This window comes from Bradyrhizobium sp. F1.13.3 (assembly GCF_040548265.1).
In the GTDB taxonomy this organism is placed as follows: domain Bacteria; phylum Pseudomonadota; class Alphaproteobacteria; order Rhizobiales; family Xanthobacteraceae; genus Bradyrhizobium.
Map to the genome: position 1 here is coordinate 33269 of NZ_JBEPRI010000013.1, position 17192 is coordinate 50460.

Below are 17192 nucleotides of genomic sequence, written 5' to 3' on the forward strand. Positions count from 1 at the left end.
GCTTCCTCCTTTCAAAAGCCAACTCAGTCTGACTGAGAGGACGGGGCGGGTCATCCCATTAATGGTAGGGCCCGCCGCCAAGCGCGAAGCTGTCGCGCATCTGCAGGCCGAATTGGGACTGTCAGAACGGCGGGCCTGCATCATCGTCAGCGCCGACCGCAAGATGATCCGTTATCGGTCGAGCCGGCCGCCCGATGCCGAACTGCGGGTCCAACTGCGCGAACTGGCCAACGCCCGCCGGCGCTTCGGCCATCGGCGGTTATTCGTGCTGCTGCGTCAGCATGGCGAGCCGTCCGGGCTGAACCGTATCTACCGGCTTTATCGGGAGGAAGGCCTCAGCGTGCGTAAGCGCCGGGCTCACCGCCGCGCGGTCGGCACCCGGGCGCCGATCCTGCTCGAGGCCCGGCCGAATGCCCGTTGGTCGCTGGATTTTGTCCATGACCAGTTTGCCAATGGGCGCCGGTTCCGGATCCTCAACATCGTCGATGACGTGACCCGGGAATGCCTGGCGGCGATCCCCGATACTTCGATCCCGGGACGGCGGGTGGCGCTCGAGCTGACGGCGTTGATTGGTCGCCGCGGCAAGCCTGGCATGATCGTCTCGGACAACGGCACCGAGTTCACCTGCAACGCCTTCCTGACTTGGTCAGAGGACAACCAGATTGCCTGGCACTTTATCGCGCCAGGCAAACCGATGCAGAACGGCTTCTGTGAAAGCTTCAACGGCCTGATGCGAGACGAGCTTCTCAACGAAACCCTGTTCTTCGGCCTTGATCACGCCCGAACCAGGATTGCGGCGTGGGCCGATGACTACAATAGCCACCGCCCGCATTCGTCGCTGGGCTATCTAACACCCGCGGCCTATTCCGCCAACCTCACCGCAACGTGCGACCGGCTGCGCAACCCCGACCAGCTCCGCCGATCGCACGTTGTTCACCCCGCGCCAAACGGCGTAACATCCGCCGAGACTCTAATCGCCAATGGATGAAAGTTCAGCGGCAGGTCAGGTCTTTTACATGCCGTCGGAATGCCTTCCGGAAACAGAGGGCTGCCGCCGCATTCGAGGCCATCGGAATGCCCGCAGTCCGTAGCCACGTCAATGTTTACTCGATCGATTTCATTCGCGCCCGCGTCGGGTCTTCCGCGCTCCGCCACGCAGCGAGCGGTTCGTGCCAGTAAAGAATTTCAGCCCTCTCACGAGACGGAGCCCAAAATCCTGATCTTGATGCGTCTTCAGTCTCTCATCAAACCGCACAGTCTTGGCCAGCTGAGTGGGTATTAAACCAGAAAGTACCTGCTAATATCCTCTCCCTGATGAGGACGCTGAGCATTTGTAAACCCGATCGGCCCATCCCTGATCGTGCTCCAGCGTCCTCACTCGAGATTTCAGCACGCCCTTCCTGACCAGCAGATCGAAGAGAACAGCCGTCTGGCCTGCCCAGAGCTCGAGCACTTCCGTGATCGGATAATCGAGCGCCGCTCTCAAGAGAACATACAAAAAGTCCGTAGTTTGCGGCGGGACCAACGGGAGGAGCACTCTGGGAGTCGAGCCCCGCAGTATCAGTTTGCGCGATCGGATCAGAATGAGATCGAGCTTCACGATGGTAGGAAACGCCTTCTTCCATACGAAGAGCCGATTGAGGTTCAACCTTGGAAAGTGGTATTTGTTGGCGTGTCCATTGGTCGTCCCACACTTGCCGGTCGAAGAGGGACAATAGCGCTCCGACCGCTCACAGATTTCAAAATTCTTCTCAGCACCCACGACATAGAGTCGCGATCCCTTAATCCCAGCTTGAGTCCCATCAGCACAGCCAACAGAGGCTGCTTCCGGAGCTGTCCACGAAATGCATGCCGAAAATAGAAGGCAGCAGCGGCGTCAGAAGTCATCAGATGTCCGGCGGTTTGCAACCATACCAGAGTGGGATCAATTGACTTCTGGACCGAAACACGATTCCGATCGTGCTCACTCCACCATGCAGCCAATGGCTCGTGCCAGTAGAGGAATTCGGCTCCTCCTTTCACCAGACGGAGTCCAAAGTCCACGTCTTGATGCCTCCTCAATCTTTCGTCAAACCGCACAGACCTAGCAAGCTCAGTTGGAACCAGCAGAGTTGAAGTCTGAAAAGTGTAGCAGTGAACCAGGAAGTACCTGCTGATATCCTCGCCGGGATGCGGCGGACGGGCATTTATGGGTATGCCATCCCACACTCCCCCCTCTAATAGCGCATTCGCGCAAGCGAAGTAGTTGCCAGATGTCCGGCTCCCAATTTGCGCAAGCTGGATTGCCAACTTGTCGGGAAACCATCGATCATCGGCATCAAGAAAGGCGACCAGATCGCCACGGGCTGCATCAATCCCCGTATTGCGGGCTACATTGCCTCCGCGGTTGCGTTCGTGACGAATAACACGTACGCAAGGATCGATGTCCGTCAGCCAAGCGGTGTCCGGCAAATCGGTAGAGCCATCATCTACGACGATAATTTCGAGAGGCTTCGGGTTCTGAGCGAGCGCACTTCGAATAGCTCCTTCTAGCCTGTCGGCGCGGTTATAGGCCGGTATCACGACCGAAACCGTCATTGAATCGTTAAGGTTCACAGAGCTACCTCGCGGTGGAAAGTGAATATCAGCGATCGGCGACCGGTACCAAGTCGCAAACTTGAAGCGCGGAGTAACAGCGTTCACATTTCAGCCCGAGCAGATCCACAGTCCGAACAGGCTCCAATCACGTTTTCAGCATTAGAGAAATCGATTGTCGTTTCACTACCAGTTTGAGATACAGTTTACAAACGAGGGCGTCGAGCATGCACCAGCGCTTGGTAAAATTTTTCTCTGCCGCAACGATGATCTTGGCAATCTTGCCTGTAGCACCCGCGAAATCCGGCGGATGGGAACTGGTGTTCTCGGACGATTTCAACGGCAATCAGCTGGATCGGAACAAATGGGCCACACGATTCATCTACAACAATGAAACACTGGACCACTTCAATGACGAGATCCAGCGCTACCGCGATAGCCAAATCACGCTCTCCGATGGCGTTTTGGTTCTGACCGCCGAAAAGAAGCCGGGAGCGAGCCTGTTCGACTCGGGGCTGATCCGAAGTCACCGGACCTTCTACTATGGTTACTATGAAGCCCGTGTGTTCCTCCCGTCCGGCAAGGGCGTCTGGCCAGCGTTCTGGCTTGAAGCCGACTACGACCAGGACGGAAGAACGTGGCACCCACCGGAGATCGACATTTTTGAGTATGTCATAAACGGCGTGGAAGATAAGCCGAATATGCTGCACTCAAATGTTGCAGGGCGTGGCGATTACGTGTTCACGGACCCTTCGTTTCAGACGAAATTTGCTGAAATGATGGGCAAGGAGAACCTCAATGAGGGTTGGCATGTTGTCGGCATGGCTTGGCAACCGGACCGGGTCACCCTGTTCTGGGACGGCCATCGGATCTACACAAAAACTTATCAGTGGCTTCGGAGAGATGGTCAGCTGGGCCCACCTGCCCACATCGATTTCAATTTCGCGGTCGGCGGCGGTTGGGCTGGCCGCCACGGAATCGACGAGAGCGCGTTCCCTCAGAAATTCCGAGTGGACTACGTTCGCGTGTGTCAATTCACCTCGTCCGATAAGGGCAAGCGTCAGTGCGGGCCAAGCGAAATGACGCCGGATCCGCAAGAGTTCGGCTATGCCGATGCGCCGAATGACATGCCCAGGCCGGAGTTCCTGAGAATAAATCATGTCGGCGAAGCCCGCGCAAACTCCGGCGCCGTGGCGTTGAAAATGACCGGCAATCGCCTGGATTTGACCGTGCCGCTTCGGTTTCCGGAGCAATATCCGTCGGAGCGAACGCTGCGCGTGTCACTCATGGATGAAGCGACGGGAGCGACGGTAACTTCTGCAACCCAAAAGCTTAATCTTGGATCGATCGCCAAACGCCCCGATGGCACGACTGCCGTCGACATATCGTTTCCAGCCCTGCAACGGCCCGGTCGCTTCCGATTCGACGCAACTCTCATTGCTGAGTCGGTTGACGCGAAAGGCGCCAAGCAAATGCTGCCGGCGCCAGCCTCCTGCTCGACCGACTTGCGACAACCCGTCAAGGCTCGGAGCTGCCAGCTCTTGCGCGTGGACGTACAGCCTTGAAATTTCAATCTTGCGATAGCTGTGGCCCGAGCCGTCGAGTGAAATTTCTTCGGCAGGTAACGAGCCTGGCTTGTTCGACCTGGGGCGGGAGCTTGAACTATTGAAAAGGATATTGTGGATCTCCGGCCGCCTGCCAAGCCCACTTTTCAGCGGCGACGCGCTCTACTCTGCGGGACTCATCAAATCGCTTGCTCTGACGAATGAGGCCGAAGTTACGGTCGTCGGATCGAGGAGAAGCGAGCAGGCCATCGAAAAGCCCTTTCTCGGGCTGCCACAGATCAACTGCGTAGACACACCACCGTCACACGTCTCCGCGGCGCTCAGCCTAGCTTCGTCGCTACCGAAGGACGCATACTTTCTGGCAACTCCCGCTCTCAGAATGAAATTGCTCGAGTTACTGGAGCAGTCCTGGGACTGGATTGTGATCGACCACGCTTACTCTTCGGGTTTTCTCGACCTGATCCTGCCTCGTCGGCAGTCCGCGTCGATCTGCTATGTCGCGCACAACGCCGAAGGACTCATTCGAAGCGAGATTGCCCGGAATTTTGACAGCCTGGCACGTCGCCTGCTCATGCGATACGACGCAAGAAAATACCGAAATCAGGAAGACAAGATTTTGAAGATCGGCGACGCGGTGATTTGCATCACCGACAAAGACGCATCCTACTTCGGCCGCTCGGTCAAAAGGACATACGTGCTCCCGCCGGTCTTCCTTGGCCAGGCTACTCCCCCGCGTTCCCTGACGGCGGATACGCCGCGAGCGCTGCTCCTTCTTGGATCCTTCGACTGGGTCGCCAAGCAGAGAAACCTCGATATCCTGATCGACAGCCTTCTGTCACAACTCAAGCTCAACGGAATATCGCTCAATGTGGTCGGTGGCGTCCCCGAGTCGCTTCGCGACCGGTATGCGTCATTCAAATCGCACCTGGTATTTCATGGCCGACTGCCGGATATCTCCGAGATCGCCAGCAAGTGCCGAGCCGGGCTCGTGCCGGAGCTCTTCGGCGGGGGCTTCAAGTTGAAGATGCTGGACTACGCCTTTGCAAGACTGCCGATCTTCGGCCTAAAAAGAGCCATTGCCGGTACGACCAAAGAAGAGCAGTCCGCCATGTTTCTGACAGACAGCGTGACCGAACTGGGGGCCAAGATCGTCGAGAATATCGACAATCTGGATCTGTTGAATAAAAGCCAATCCAGGCTTTTCGCATTGTTTGCCGACAGATTTGGCCTGGAATGCTCCGCAGTGCGCATCCGCCAAGCGCTGCTCTAATGCCCGTTCTTGACGGCGGCAGCCAGAGTCTGAGCTTGACAGACAGTCATTACGGTTGCGCGCCCAGACGTCCGTGAATCGGCATTCCCTACAGGAAACCAAGATATGAGTACATTTGGATCCTTCTGGCTCGGCCCGCTCTCTCCATATGAAAAGGCCTCGCTGCATTCCTTTGTCCAGCATGGCCACACCGTAGTACTTTATTCCTACCGGCCATTTGATGGTCTGCCCGCCGGTATCGTACAGGCGGATGCTAACGAAATCCTAGACGAGTCCAATGTTGGGCGGTTCATCACGGATGGCCGGCCTAATATCGCGAATTTTGCGGATTACTTCCGGTACAACATGTTTCTGAAGAAGCAAATATGCTGGATCGACTCTGACGTCATGATGTTGAACTCGTTTGAGATCAACACTCAAGAAGATTTTCTGGTAGCAGAAGCGGGAACGAACATCTGCAATGCAATTCTCAATATCAGCGCATCTTCCGATGAGCTCAAACGAATAATTGCGAGTTGCGAGCGGGCACTTGACCGAGACATTCCTTATGCCACGCTTCAAGGCTACATCGCGCTGGCTTATCGTAAGAAACCTGACATCCTCAAGAGTGCCGACGCGTACATGCCTTTTCATCACAGTGAGTTTTATAAGTACCTGCTCCCCGAATACTATGAGGAATGCGAACGGGTTTGCAGCAAAGCTTATACAATCCACCTATACAACAACATCTGGGACAAGATGGGTTACTACAAAGAGCTTCTTCCGCCGGAAGGGTCCTATCTTCACCACCTCCTGAGCAAAAACCCGATCGAGACGCAATTCAAGGGTGTCTACCCTGAATCGGTGGTTCGTGCCTTAGTTCATGGATGGAACCAGCGTTTCTCCGGCGAAGCTCTGAGTATCGGTTCGATCGTAAAGCAATTGGTTCCAAGCACCCGTCGAACGCTGAAGCGTCTCCGGTCGCAATACATGCCCTTTTGAGTAGGTAGGAATGGCAGAAAGTCGACCAAGCGGTCGAACCTAAGTGTATTCGTCCGTGCAGCAGGTTGGAGTCTGAATGAGCTCTGCAGCCACTCATCCGATTGAATTGGAGACGATCCCGGTCGCTCAGCCTCGGCCGGATCAGGAGCTCAATTCAGTTGGAAAATTTGCGGTTTGGTGGTCGATCGCGTCGATTCTCTTCTTTAACCAAATCGCTTACAACATCGGCGATTTCCCCGTCGCTTCGGATTTGATCTGCTATGCGTTCTTCACAGCTTTCTTGTTGGTCTCGCGACACGCAGCTGTCAGCGTGCCAACACTTTACCTGTTGACTTGCACCATTGCCCTATCACTTCTCAGAATACCGTTTTCGAGCTCGCAAAGCTCTCTGAGTTCGCTGCTCCTTTTGGTAGCCGGTTACTCGCCATTCATTTTTCGTCTCCAACGCCGGCCCGACATCGGGTACGTTCATGACTATATTCTAAAGGCCTATGTGACAGCGGCCACCGTTATAGCAGCAGTGGCAGTTATTCAGATTGTCCTCGTCAACATCACTAAACTGGACGTCCTGACGAACATCTACTTCATTCTTCCCAAAGACATCCGCGGGGCGGGCACCTACACGTTTCTCCGCGAGGAGGGCGGAATTGTAAAAGCGAACGGCTTTTTCCTGCGCGAGTCAGGCGAGCTCTCGGCGGTAACCGCTCTGGCCCTTCTGATCGAGTACCGTCAGCTGAGAAGACTTGGCGTTATGATCGCCCTCTCGATGGGTTTGCTGACATCACTTTCTGGATCTGGCCTGATCGTGTTGGCTGCCGGCCTGTTGCTGCCAAGATCCATCAGCCGAATTCCAGTCTTCGTGGTTTCTGCATTTGGCGCGTTCCTGCTGCTCTACACGCTCTACAGCCTCGAACTGCCCGGCCTGGATCGTTGGTTTGGCCGCCTCTCGGAGTTCACCACTCCCAACACCAGCGGTTACGCCAGATTTGTGGCTCCTTGGGAGATGATCAGAATAGGCTTTGATCACGGCGCATGGGCAACCTGGCTCGGCAATGGCCCGGGAAGTTTCTTTAGAGACGTAGCGATCGGCAGGTTCGGCTACGAGGTGAGCGATCCGACTTGGGCGAAGCTGACCTACGAGTATGGGCTAGCAGGCTTGATCTTGGTCTCCGCCATCGTAGCCATCAGATTGTACTCGAGCGCATTGCGAGCCGATATTTGTAACTTCTATATGTTTAGCTGGGTAATTTTTCCTTATGTCCTGAAGCCTAGTTCCGCCCTTGTGATCTGGCTGATAACACTCGTACCCTCGCTGCCACGAAAGTCGTCGCCCGGGAAATAACTCCTTCAAGCGGACCTCGCCGCATTGCTATTCCGCTCGGCTGGTCCAGACCTTAGGTGCAAACCACATTGTTGGACCCCGATAGTCAGGTGACGCCAGTTAGCCAAACACGACGCTATGTCGCTCTCGACGGCCTGCGGGGGATCGCAGCCGTGCTTGTCGTATTCTACCATCTCCAGGTTTCGAATCATTTCACGCATAATTTGTTCTTCCGCAATGGCTATTTGGCAGTCGACCTTTTCTTCGTCTTATCAGGATTCGTGATCAGCTCGAGTTATTCGCACCGTATCAATTCAGTAATAGATGCCATGCGATTCATCGGCTTACGTTTCTTTCGCGTCTATCCAATGCATTTGGCCACGCTCTTGGTCCTACTTGGATTGGAGGTCCTGAAGCTCTATTCGCAGAGTTCAGGAATGATCACCGCGAGCGATCGAGCGGCGTTCACCGGAGTAAATTCTTGGGGAGCATTCTTCGCAAACTTGGGGCTTGTTCAAGGGCTCGGTATTTTTGACTATCTGACCTGGAACGCACCCAGTTGGAGCATTAGTTGCGAATTTGCAGTCTACCTGGTTTTTGCTCTTGCTACAGCAGGGGGGCTCTTCCGGAGCAAGATCCTCATCCTCCTGCTATCTCTCGCAGGCCTCGGCGGCTTTTGTTTAGTTGCGTTCACGCACGGCGATCTGAATTCGACGTATGATCTTGGCATCGTGCGATGCCTGGCCGGTTTCTTTATCGGCGCGTCTATATTTCAGACCACGCAAGACCGTCGATTTCCGAAGCTCTCTCAAAGCTCGATCAGCTCTGGGCAGATAATCCTTTTGTTCGTGTTTTGCTTGATCGCAGGAACGATATCGGACGCCAAGATTGTTGCGATTGTGCCCGTATTTGTCAGCTGGGTTCTACTTTTGCAATCCGACACCGGCGTTTTAGCGAGGGTGCTTATGACGCCGACCGTGCAATATCTCGGTCGGATCTCATATTCTGTCTATCTGGTGCACTATGTGTTTTTGTACGTCGAAGCTATCGTTCTGAAGCGCATTTTTGGCATCCCGTCTTTGCTCGACGCGACGATGCATGTTCCTGTATTTCAGACGGATCGATGGACGGGTGACTTCATTTTGGCTGGATCTCTGGTCGGCGTTGTCGTGATTAGCGGCCTCACGTTTCGTCTCATCGAAACACCCTCGCGAATATGGGGACGCGAATTGATCCTAGGCTGGAGCAACCGCGCGCGAAGGTTGCAGCAAGAGAGCTAGCGCACAACCCTCAGCGTGTTTAGGATCGTTTTCATCCACCTGGGGCGGCTGATCGGCGCGTAGCGCCAGCTGGCGAGCGCCCGCGCCAGCCGGCTCGGACCGAACAACATGCATGCGGTCCAAAGAACCAGTGAGCTTCGCTGCGAATAGGAGAATCCCTGCGGGAAGGACAAAGACCGAAGATAGTCGAGGAAGATGGCTCCTGCTCGGTCGTTCGGCATGGGGTGAATGTCCGGTCGCAATGCGTATGATGCGGTACGCAGACAAAGAAACAGCATATTCCTGCTCAGCGCTTCAGGCTGGACGGACACTCCGGCGCTGCACGCGACTTCGCGGAAGAACTTGAATCGCCTGATCGTGACATCCACCTCCCGCGCGAAACGGCTGTCGTCTAGCTGAAGAAAGGCACCATGATTGTCGCCATGCACACGGTAGTCGACCAGCGGCTTGGGAATCGTCACGATATCGCCATAGACGGGCGCCGCCGTTACGAGATAGCTGTCGGGCGCCCTGTCAACGAAATCAGACTTGAAGCCGAATATCTTCTCGACAACCCAGCGCGGGTAAGCGTTTCCGGAACCAGGCGGGGTGGGATAAACACCCGCCGTGATGACCCACTCCCGAATTTGCTGTGGCGTCGGCGTAATGAAATACTGAGGTTGGATGCTGCCTGTCGGCTTCCCTTCCGCATTGATGGCCCTCATCTGGAACTGGAATTTACTGGCCTTTTCGCTCCAAACCGCAGCTATTTCATTCATCACGTCGGGATGCAGCACATCGTCCGAGTCCAAGAAGATGATCAGTTCGCCCGTAGACCTGCGGAAGCCGTTCACGGAAGATTGCATCTGACCAGCGTTCGGCTGCCTGACGATGGTGATCTTGTCAGCAAACGACTCGATGACTTCGAGCGAAGCGTCGGTCGAGCCATCATCGACAACAATAACCTCGACGCGTGGCCAACGGATATCGAGCGCGCTTTTGATCGCCGCCCCTACAAACTTAGCATAATTGTAGTTGGGAATGACGACGGACAGGGTTAACTCAGGCGCCAATTGACCCTCACGACCGTAACGTTAATCCGAACTCGTGCTCGAAGCCGACCGCTTTCAGCACATTTTCCATGTAGGTCCATCCTGTCACCTGCAGATGACAAGGCCAAGCCATAAAACTGTCGAATTATTTTCGAACATCGTGCATAGAATATCAGCTGGATCTTCGAGGTCGGATCGGATACGGCAAATTCATTGAATTCGCTGGTAAATCAAGCGGGAATCGAGCGTGTCCGTAGAACAGTACCGAGAATTGTCTTGGCTTCCAAGACCTCCTGAAGATTACTCGCTCCGCTGCAAGGCGCTCGCGACGGCCGGCGTCGACCTCGGAAAGCAGATCCGCTTTCTGGCGACCCACGCCCTCAACGAGCAGCAGCTCTCGCGGTTGGGACGAACCATCGTTTCAATCCGCAAGCAGGGATACTCCCTGCAACCATTGGCTCCGTTCCGGCTGGGCTTGATTGGAAACGGCACGCTCGATCTCATCGTCCCCGTCCTGATCGCGACGGCCGCACGTCATGGCTTCTCGCTCGAATGTATCACGGGCGCCTACGATCAGTTCCTGCAAGACGCCTTGCAACCGGACTCCCCACTCAACCAGGCACGACCAGACGCCGTTCTTGTTGCTCTCGACCATCGCGGCCTCGCACTTCAGCCGGCTCCTGGCAACGAGCAGGCTGCCGTTCAATCCGTTAACGGCGCATTCGATCTGCTGGATTCGATCCGCTCCGCAATCTCCCAGAATAGCGGCGCAGTGTGCATCCTGCAGACGATCGCGGCTCCGCCGGAGGGACTGTTCGGATCCTTCGATCGCGCGCTGACGGGAACGGCCAGGAACATTGTCGACCAATTCAACAGGCGGATCTCCCAAAGCGTCCTTCAGTCGAGCGATCTTCTTCTGGACGTAGCCGGCATCGCCGAAACAGTTGGGCTGGCCGACTGGCACTCACCGACTCAATGGAACATTGCGAAGCTTCCTTTTTCGGACACGTTCGTGCCGCTGTATGCGGAGCACGTCTGCCGGATCATCGGCGCCATGCGAGGAAAGAGTCGTCGGTGCCTCATTCTCGATCTTGATAACACGGTCTGGGGCGGCGTGATCGGCGACGACGGGCTTGAGGGAATTCAGATCGCCCAAGGCGACGCTACGGGCGAAGCATTCCTATCGGTTCAGGAATTGGCCATCGCCCTTCGGGCTCGCGGGATCGTGCTTGCAGTGAGCTCGAAAAATAACGACGAGGTGGCACGTCGGCCCTTCCGGGAACACCCGGATATGTTGCTCAAAGAAGATCATATCGCTGTCTTCCAGGCGAATTGGGATGACAAGGCAACAAACATCCGCGCTATCGCAAAGGAACTCGCCCTCGGCCTCGAATCGATGGTCTTTCTCGATGACAACCCCGTTGAGCGAGGTCTGGTGCGGCAGGAAGTCCCCGAGGTCGCCGTCCCTGAACTCGACAGCGATCCCGCGGGCTACGCGCGCACGCTTGCTGCGGCGGGCTATTTTGAGGCGATCAGCTTCTCGGAAGAAGATCGCTCACGCGCCGGCATGTATCAGGCCAACGCTCGGCGCCTTAGTCTGCAAGGCCAAACCTCCGATATTCAGTCGTATCTACGGTCACTCGAAATGCGGATCATCTTCGGAAGCTTCGACCGAACAACGAGGTCGCGCGTCACTCAGTTGATCAACAAGAGCAACCAATTCAATCTGACTACGAACCGCTACACCGAGACGCAGGTCGAGCAAGCCGAGCTCGACCCCAGCGTGATGACGTTGCACGCACGGCTCTTGGACAAATTTGGCGACAACGGAATTATATGCGTGGTCGTTTGTCGACCCTCCCGACCGCAATGGTGGACCATCGATAGTTGGCTCATGAGCTGTCGGGTGCTTGGACGGGGTGTGGAAAAAGCGGTACTTGCGGAGATCCTGCTCCTGGCGCGCGCCGCAGGAATATCGAATTTGGAGGGTGTCTACATTCCGACCGAACGAAATGAGATGGTGCGCGAGCACTATAAGAAGCTGGGCTTCACTCTGACGGGCGAAGAGGCTGACGGAAGCACCCGATGGCAGTTGAGAGCCGATGTTGAACTTGGCGAAATGCCTATAACGGTCGAGCGCAACTACCCACATCTGGAGCTTGCCTGATCCGGTGCGTACCGGAAGAGGAAGCGCATTTCGGGCACCAAGCAATGAGTCTCACATCCCCTCTGTTCTTTGCGTTCCTCGCGTCCGTAGTCGTTGCCTACAACATCAGTGCGTCCGTTTCCTATCGGCGAGCGGTACTCGGGCTGGCCAATGCCTGCTTCATCGGCAGCTATCTAACTGACACCACTCAGGCGTTACCCCTGCTCGGGTTTCTTCTCCTCGGCTATGGCTGCGTAAGAGTCCTCGAAGTCTGGAAATCAGCGATCGCCTTGGCGCTGGGCGTCTTGAGCGTGCTGGGTTGCTACGTCTTTCTGAAGCGGTTCTCTTTCTTCGACGACCTGGGTCACATTCCGTTTCCCTACCTGACGATTGGCCTGTCTTACATCCTATTTCGGATATTGCACATTATGGTGGATGTGCGCTCCGGCGACCTCGAGGAAAGAATCAACCCGCTCGCCTTCTTCCGATACACCTGCAACTTTCTCTGCTTCGTTTCAGGCCCGATTCAGCGCTATCAGGACTTTCGGAACACAGATGGCTTGGCCGCATACGACCTCGACTCAGCCAAGGTCTTCGACGCGTTCTCGCGAATCATCACGGGTTACGTGAAGTTTGTCATCATCGCGGCTACGGCGGAATATGGCTTTTCGTTCCTGAAGCCCCAGCTTCTCCAGGCTGGCGATTTGCCAATGCTGAAGCTTTACGGCCTCTATGCCGCAGCCGCTTCGCTCTATACCGTTTATCTTTACTACAACTTCTCCGGTTATATGGACATCGTCATCGGCAGCGGCATTCTGATCGGGCAGGACTTGCCGGAAAATTTCGACCGGCCTTTCTCTGCCCGTACCTTCCTGGAGTTTTGGCAACGCTGGCACATGACATTGTCGCAGTGGTTCAAGTTCTACCTTTTCAACCCGCTTCTCATGCGCCTGATGTCGTGGTTTCCATCGTCCGCATTGACGGCCTACTTGGGCGTGCTCGCGTTCTTCGTGACCTTCCTTGTCATGGGAATCTGGCACGGCACCACCGCGGTATTCGTGATCTACGGCCTCCTGATGGGCGCCGGCGCAAGCGTCAACAAGCTTTGGCAAGTAGCTTGCACCGCGCGGCTAGGCAAGAAGCGCTACCGGGCCCTGACCGACCAGATCGCCTACATCTATCTTTCTCGCGGCATCACCATAGCCTATTTCGTGCTGGCGTTGACCTGCCTATGGGTACCGGAACTATCGGATTTCGATCGCTTGATAGGAGCACTTGGACTGGCCGGGATATTGGCCGGCTTCTTTGCCATCGGCGGGGCGTTCGCATTGTTCTGGTTCATAGCCGATCGCATGGTCCTGCATTTGACTACACCGACTCTTCTTTTGTCGGTTCGTGATAGTCTCATTGGCCGGAACCTTTCTCTTGCGAGCAAGATGATGGCGATTGTTGTGGTCACGACACTGCTCCACAAATCACCCGATTTCGTCTACAAGGCCTTCTGATTTGAAACACATTCTACGACAGGCTGCGCTGACCTTTGTGTCGTTTGCCTTTCTTTACGCTGCGCTGGGCGCGCTTTCCTTCCTCATATTCCCTGACTCAACAAGCGAGGCACAGCGTGATTTTCAGAACGCCGAGCGGACGCTATATATGACTGTTCCCAAGTACGTGTTCCTGGGACGGAGCGTTCTCAACAGCGCGGGTGAAAAGGCAATTCTCGTGGGTGCATCGAACACTGGAGTTGGATTCATACAAAGGAGCATTCAGTCAAAATTGCCGTGCGCGATGGTAAGCAATCTTGCCGTTGGCGGCGCTAACATCTCCGAGATGAAGCAGGTCGTAGACTTGGTACACGAGGTGCAAAGAGTCGCTGATCGGCCATCCAACACCTTTGTAATCGGCGTTTGGTTCGGGATGTTTGTCGATTCTGACGTGAAGTATTCCGACCCCGACCGAAATCGCGGCGAGACCGATATCGATCTTGAGAGATATCGTTACGGATTTTATCGGCGCGCGCCCGAAGGCCCTGTCGCATTGCTTCCTGCAAATTGGTTGGATGCTGGCGTATTGGTCATTCGTCCAATTCTTGTGATTGAGAAGATTGCCCGCGAAGTCAGGACGAGCATCAGTCTGCTGCTGACCGGCCGCAAGTCTGCTCAGCGCGACGAGGCCGAACGAGAAATCGCCGCGATGTCGGAGCGAGACAAGAAGAAAGCTCTCGACTATTGGACCGAGGCTATGGGGAAAAAGGACGAAATTTCCCTTGGTCAAGCCAAGCTATTAAGCGATAGCATCGAAGCGTTACTGCGCTCAGGAGAACGGGTTGTGCTAATTGACCTTCCCATTCCGGCCTGGCATCGGGATGCAAGTCCCTTCCAGCGCAGTTATGAAAAAGCGTTCACGGACATCTCACGTCAATTCGACGGGCAACCGAATTTTGTCTCGATGTCGATGAGCGATCTGAGCAACGAGCAAGATTATTCGGATGAAGTTCATGCCAAGCGACATTTAGCTAATATTTGGTCGGATCGACTAGCAAATGTCCTGAATTCCTTCATGTGTAGAGTTCCTCCCGAAAAGGCCCGTGTTTCCTTACGCGGCTCCGATCAATCTCATGCAGAAACCCATCATTGAGTAGCGGGAAGCTATTCGGAGAGCGAACGAGGTAGGATTATGGACCAGACTCAAATATACTCCAAACTTGCTACGGTATTCCGCGAGGTCTTTGACGAAGATGACCTTGAACTCGAACCTGAAACAACAGCCGATGACGTGGATGGCTGGGATAGCCTATCTCACATTCGTCTGGTGCTCGCTGTCTCAAAGGCCTTTGGTATAAAATTCTCAGCGTCTGAAATCGGCGGTCTCAAGAATGTCGGCGAATTCGTCGAACTGATCCGCAAGAAGACGTGAGATATCAAGGTGTCCGATTCCGCGAGTAACTTGGGAAATTTTGCCTTTCATCACCTGGGTCTAGCCGTCGCATCCCCTGACGAGGCATTTCGCTATCTGGCATCGCTTGGCTACACGGCCGGCAATCAAGTCTTTGACCCCCTTCAACGGGTCAATCTCGCGATGCGATACCACCCAGCAATGCCAAATGTTGAAGTGATCTGGCCGGGTGACGGTCCCTCCCCGATTGACAAGCAAATCAAGAAGAACGGGCCGATGATCTACCATTTATGTTATACGTGTCCCAATGCCGAAGCCGCGCTTAACAAATTGGCCGCCACAGGCGTCGACATTCAGACAGTTAGCCCGCCGACTCCTGCACTCCTATTCGGTGGCCGAAGTGTTTCATTTCATTTTGTCTCGGGCTTTGGACTGATCGAAATCTTGCACACCGCTGAAAACCTGGATTTGAGAGGACGAACCAGGGGTCTTTATGAAACGCCAAAGCTTTAGTCGAACGGACATCCCGAGATATCTGTTTGCAAGATGGCTGGTTGCCGTACCGCTGATCATGGCTTCGCCCGCTCAGGCCCAAACGTCAGGACTCGGGAAGGCTTCCGCACCGATGTATGGCGGAAGCGGCATCGCTGCGCGACCCTCCAATCCGTTCCTACCAATGAACGGGACGTTCGCGGGTACCCACAAGACCACTGACGGCAGAGCTTGCATCTCCGTACACCCTACGGCTCACCCCCAAACCACTAACCCAAAAATCATCGACCAAATCGTGCTTGTTGAGAATATCTGCGGGCAGTCTATCAGAGTTCAAGTTTGCTATGCTGGAAGTTCTGATTGCATTGTTGTCCCGTTGACAGGCTACCAGAGGTTACAAAGAACTTTAGGTGTTGCCCTGGGGTCAACCTCATTCAGGTATGAATACCGTGAACTCAATTGAGCTTGCATACGGGCGAGCCGGTGGGCAGCGCCTGATGTGCAAATTTGAGAAATTTTGTGAACTGATCGGCTTGGCCCGCCAAGAGCTGACATTCCGATGAAAACACCTCGCCGAAAGGCCGGTAAAGCACTTGCTATCTGCCGCCTAGTTGCCTTGATCATGATCGGCGCGTCGGCCGTTTTTGGTTCTTTATTTATGAGGCCGGCGCCAATCGAGGCTCAACATGCTGCAAAGTCTACCGCGGAGTACACGCTAAAATTGAACGGCCCGATATCCCCTGCGTTGGCGGGGACAATTGTGGCGATCTCTGATGGCCTATTTCTGCGCCAGGGCCTACGCGTTCACCTGACGTCCGGCTTGGGCGACGACGATGCCATTCGCTCGGTCGCAACCGACGAGAGCATCGTGGGCATCGCCTCCGCTGCCGGGTTTCTGAAGGCCCGGTCGGAAGGGCTTCCGATCGTAGCATTCGCGGCATCCTATACGGTAAGTTCAGCGGAATTTTTTGTTCTGCCCGGCACCACGCTCCACACCGCCTCGGATCTGGAAGGAAAGCGGATCGGATATAGGCCGGGGCCGGAATTCGCGACCATCCTCAGTGAGTTCATCGGCAAGAACTCGCTTGCGCAGAGCCAACTGGGTTTGTCAGAAAGCCAGACACCGGTGCAGGATCTGTTAGATCGAAAGATAGATGTGATGTTGGGCCATCGCGACATTGAGGGGCTGGAATTGGATCGATCTAACGTCACGTATCAAACGCTCAGCCCCGATTCATACGGCGTTCATTCCGCTGGGCCGCTTTACTTTGCCCAGGAACGCGCCTTTGCTCGCTCACGCAATCTCCAAAAGCTGCTGATTGCGACTGCCGACGGCTGGAACGCCGCCTATGCGGACCAGGATGGAGCTGCCTTGATCATAGCGCGCTCCATCGATCCGCCTCTTTCGCGTTCTGTGATAACCCATGTCATGGATGCGCAGCGCCGTTTCTTGCGTCCCTTCGGCACACGATTCGGCGAAATAGATCTGCGCCGCCTCCGCTCCTTGCAGGCACAGCTCTTGCTCCGACGTATTATTAGAGAACCTGTCGATCTAAACCGTGCGATCGACTACGAGGTCCTGAAAGAGGCTTACCGCAACGAGGCAAGCAAACAAGATCGCAGCGAGCGCTGATCAG

Annotated in this window: 13 protein-coding genes and 1 pseudogene; 12 read left to right on the forward strand and 2 right to left on the reverse strand. The window is 55.2% G+C overall.

The features are described from left to right. Positions 1-61 precede the first annotated feature (61 nt). A pseudogene (locus tag ABIB66_RS29605) lies at positions 62-988 on the forward strand (IS3 family transposase); the annotation flags it as partial. A gap of 656 nt (positions 989-1644) precedes the next feature. On the opposite strand, the gene ABIB66_RS29610 reads toward ABIB66_RS29605, so the two are convergent. Further along, entirely contained in the window at positions 1645-2595 is a 951-nt protein-coding gene (locus tag ABIB66_RS29610) for a glycosyltransferase family 2 protein (RefSeq protein ID WP_354256516.1), read from the reverse strand. A gap of 206 nt (positions 2596-2801) precedes the next feature. On the opposite strand from ABIB66_RS29610, the gene ABIB66_RS29615 reads away from it, so the two are divergent. From ABIB66_RS29615 to ABIB66_RS29635, 5 genes are all read left to right on the forward strand, one after another. Next, positions 2802-4139, forward strand: a complete 1338-nt coding sequence (locus ABIB66_RS29615) for a glycoside hydrolase family 16 protein (RefSeq protein ID WP_354256519.1) — start codon at positions 2802-2804, stop codon at positions 4137-4139. Positions 4140-4209: 70 nt separating this feature from the next. Beyond that, complete coding sequence (locus tag ABIB66_RS29620; protein ID WP_354256522.1) at positions 4210-5409, forward strand: glycosyltransferase; 1200 nt, start codon at positions 4210-4212, stop codon at positions 5407-5409. 105 nt (positions 5410-5514) lie between these two features. After that, on the forward strand, positions 5515-6390 hold the full coding sequence (locus ABIB66_RS29625; RefSeq protein WP_354256525.1) for a hypothetical protein: 876 nt from the start codon (positions 5515-5517) through the stop codon (positions 6388-6390). Positions 6391-6466: 76 nt separating this feature from the next. Then, complete coding sequence (locus tag ABIB66_RS29630; RefSeq protein ID WP_354256528.1) at positions 6467-7732, forward strand: O-antigen ligase family protein; 1266 nt, start codon at positions 6467-6469, stop codon at positions 7730-7732. 68 nt (positions 7733-7800) lie between these two features. Beyond that, positions 7801-8991 carry an acyltransferase family protein gene (locus tag ABIB66_RS29635; protein WP_354256531.1) on the forward strand — a complete coding sequence of 397 codons (1191 nt, stop codon included), beginning with the start codon at positions 7801-7803 and terminating at the stop codon, positions 8989-8991. On the opposite strand, the gene ABIB66_RS29640 is transcribed toward ABIB66_RS29635, so the two are convergent. Next, entirely contained in the window at positions 8988-10043 is a 1056-nt protein-coding gene (locus ABIB66_RS29640) for a glycosyltransferase family 2 protein (RefSeq protein WP_354256534.1), read from the reverse strand. The genes ABIB66_RS29635 and ABIB66_RS29640 overlap by 4 nt on opposite strands. Before the next feature lie 226 nt (positions 10044-10269). Here ABIB66_RS29640 and ABIB66_RS29645 point away from each other — a divergent pair, with 226 nt between their 5' ends. The 6 genes from ABIB66_RS29645 to ABIB66_RS29670 all read left to right on the forward strand — a co-directional run bounded on the left by ABIB66_RS29645 (position 10270) and on the right by ABIB66_RS29670 (position 17188). Then, positions 10270-12189 carry an HAD-IIIC family phosphatase gene (locus tag ABIB66_RS29645; protein WP_354256537.1) on the forward strand — a complete coding sequence of 640 codons (1920 nt, stop codon included), beginning with the start codon at positions 10270-10272 and terminating at the stop codon, positions 12187-12189. Between the two features lie 44 nt (positions 12190-12233). Further along, on the forward strand, positions 12234-13673 hold the full coding sequence (locus ABIB66_RS29650; protein ID WP_354256540.1) for an MBOAT family O-acyltransferase: 1440 nt from the start codon (positions 12234-12236) through the stop codon (positions 13671-13673). A gap of 1 nt (position 13674) precedes the next feature. Next, on the forward strand, positions 13675-14805 hold the full coding sequence (locus ABIB66_RS29655; protein WP_354256542.1) for a hypothetical protein: 1131 nt from the start codon (positions 13675-13677) through the stop codon (positions 14803-14805). Between the two features lie 39 nt (positions 14806-14844). Beyond that, the gene (locus ABIB66_RS29660) at positions 14845-15084 is read left to right on the forward strand and encodes an acyl carrier protein (RefSeq protein WP_354256545.1); all 240 of its coding nucleotides are present in this window, start codon (positions 14845-14847) and stop codon (positions 15082-15084) included. A 9-nt stretch (positions 15085-15093) separates the two neighbouring features. Further along, entirely contained in the window at positions 15094-15576 is a 483-nt protein-coding gene (locus tag ABIB66_RS29665) for a VOC family protein (RefSeq protein ID WP_354256548.1), read from the forward strand. Between the two features lie 538 nt (positions 15577-16114). Further along, positions 16115-17188 (forward strand): ABC transporter substrate-binding protein, encoded by a 1074-nt coding sequence (locus ABIB66_RS29670; protein WP_354256551.1) that lies wholly within the window; start codon positions 16115-16117, stop codon positions 17186-17188. Positions 17189-17192: the final 4 nt, after the last annotated feature.

Excerpts from the sequence above, each read along its gene's own strand:
- ABIB66_RS29615 (WP_354256519.1), top strand. The coding sequence starts at position 2,802 with ATGCACCAGCGCTTGGTAAAATTTTTCTCTGCCGCAACGATGATCTTG.
- ABIB66_RS29625 (WP_354256525.1), top strand. The coding sequence starts at position 5,515 with ATGAGTACATTTGGATCCTTCTGGCTCGGCCCGCTCTCTCCATATGAA.
- ABIB66_RS29630 (WP_354256528.1), top strand. The coding sequence starts at position 6,467 with ATGAGCTCTGCAGCCACTCATCCGATTGAATTGGAGACGATCCCGGTC.
- ABIB66_RS29650 (WP_354256540.1), top strand. The coding sequence starts at position 12,234 with ATGAGTCTCACATCCCCTCTGTTCTTTGCGTTCCTCGCGTCCGTAGTC.
- ABIB66_RS29660 (WP_354256545.1), top strand. The coding sequence starts at position 14,845 with ATGGACCAGACTCAAATATACTCCAAACTTGCTACGGTATTCCGCGAG.
- ABIB66_RS29670 (WP_354256551.1), top strand. The coding sequence starts at position 16,115 with ATGAAAACACCTCGCCGAAAGGCCGGTAAAGCACTTGCTATCTGCCGC.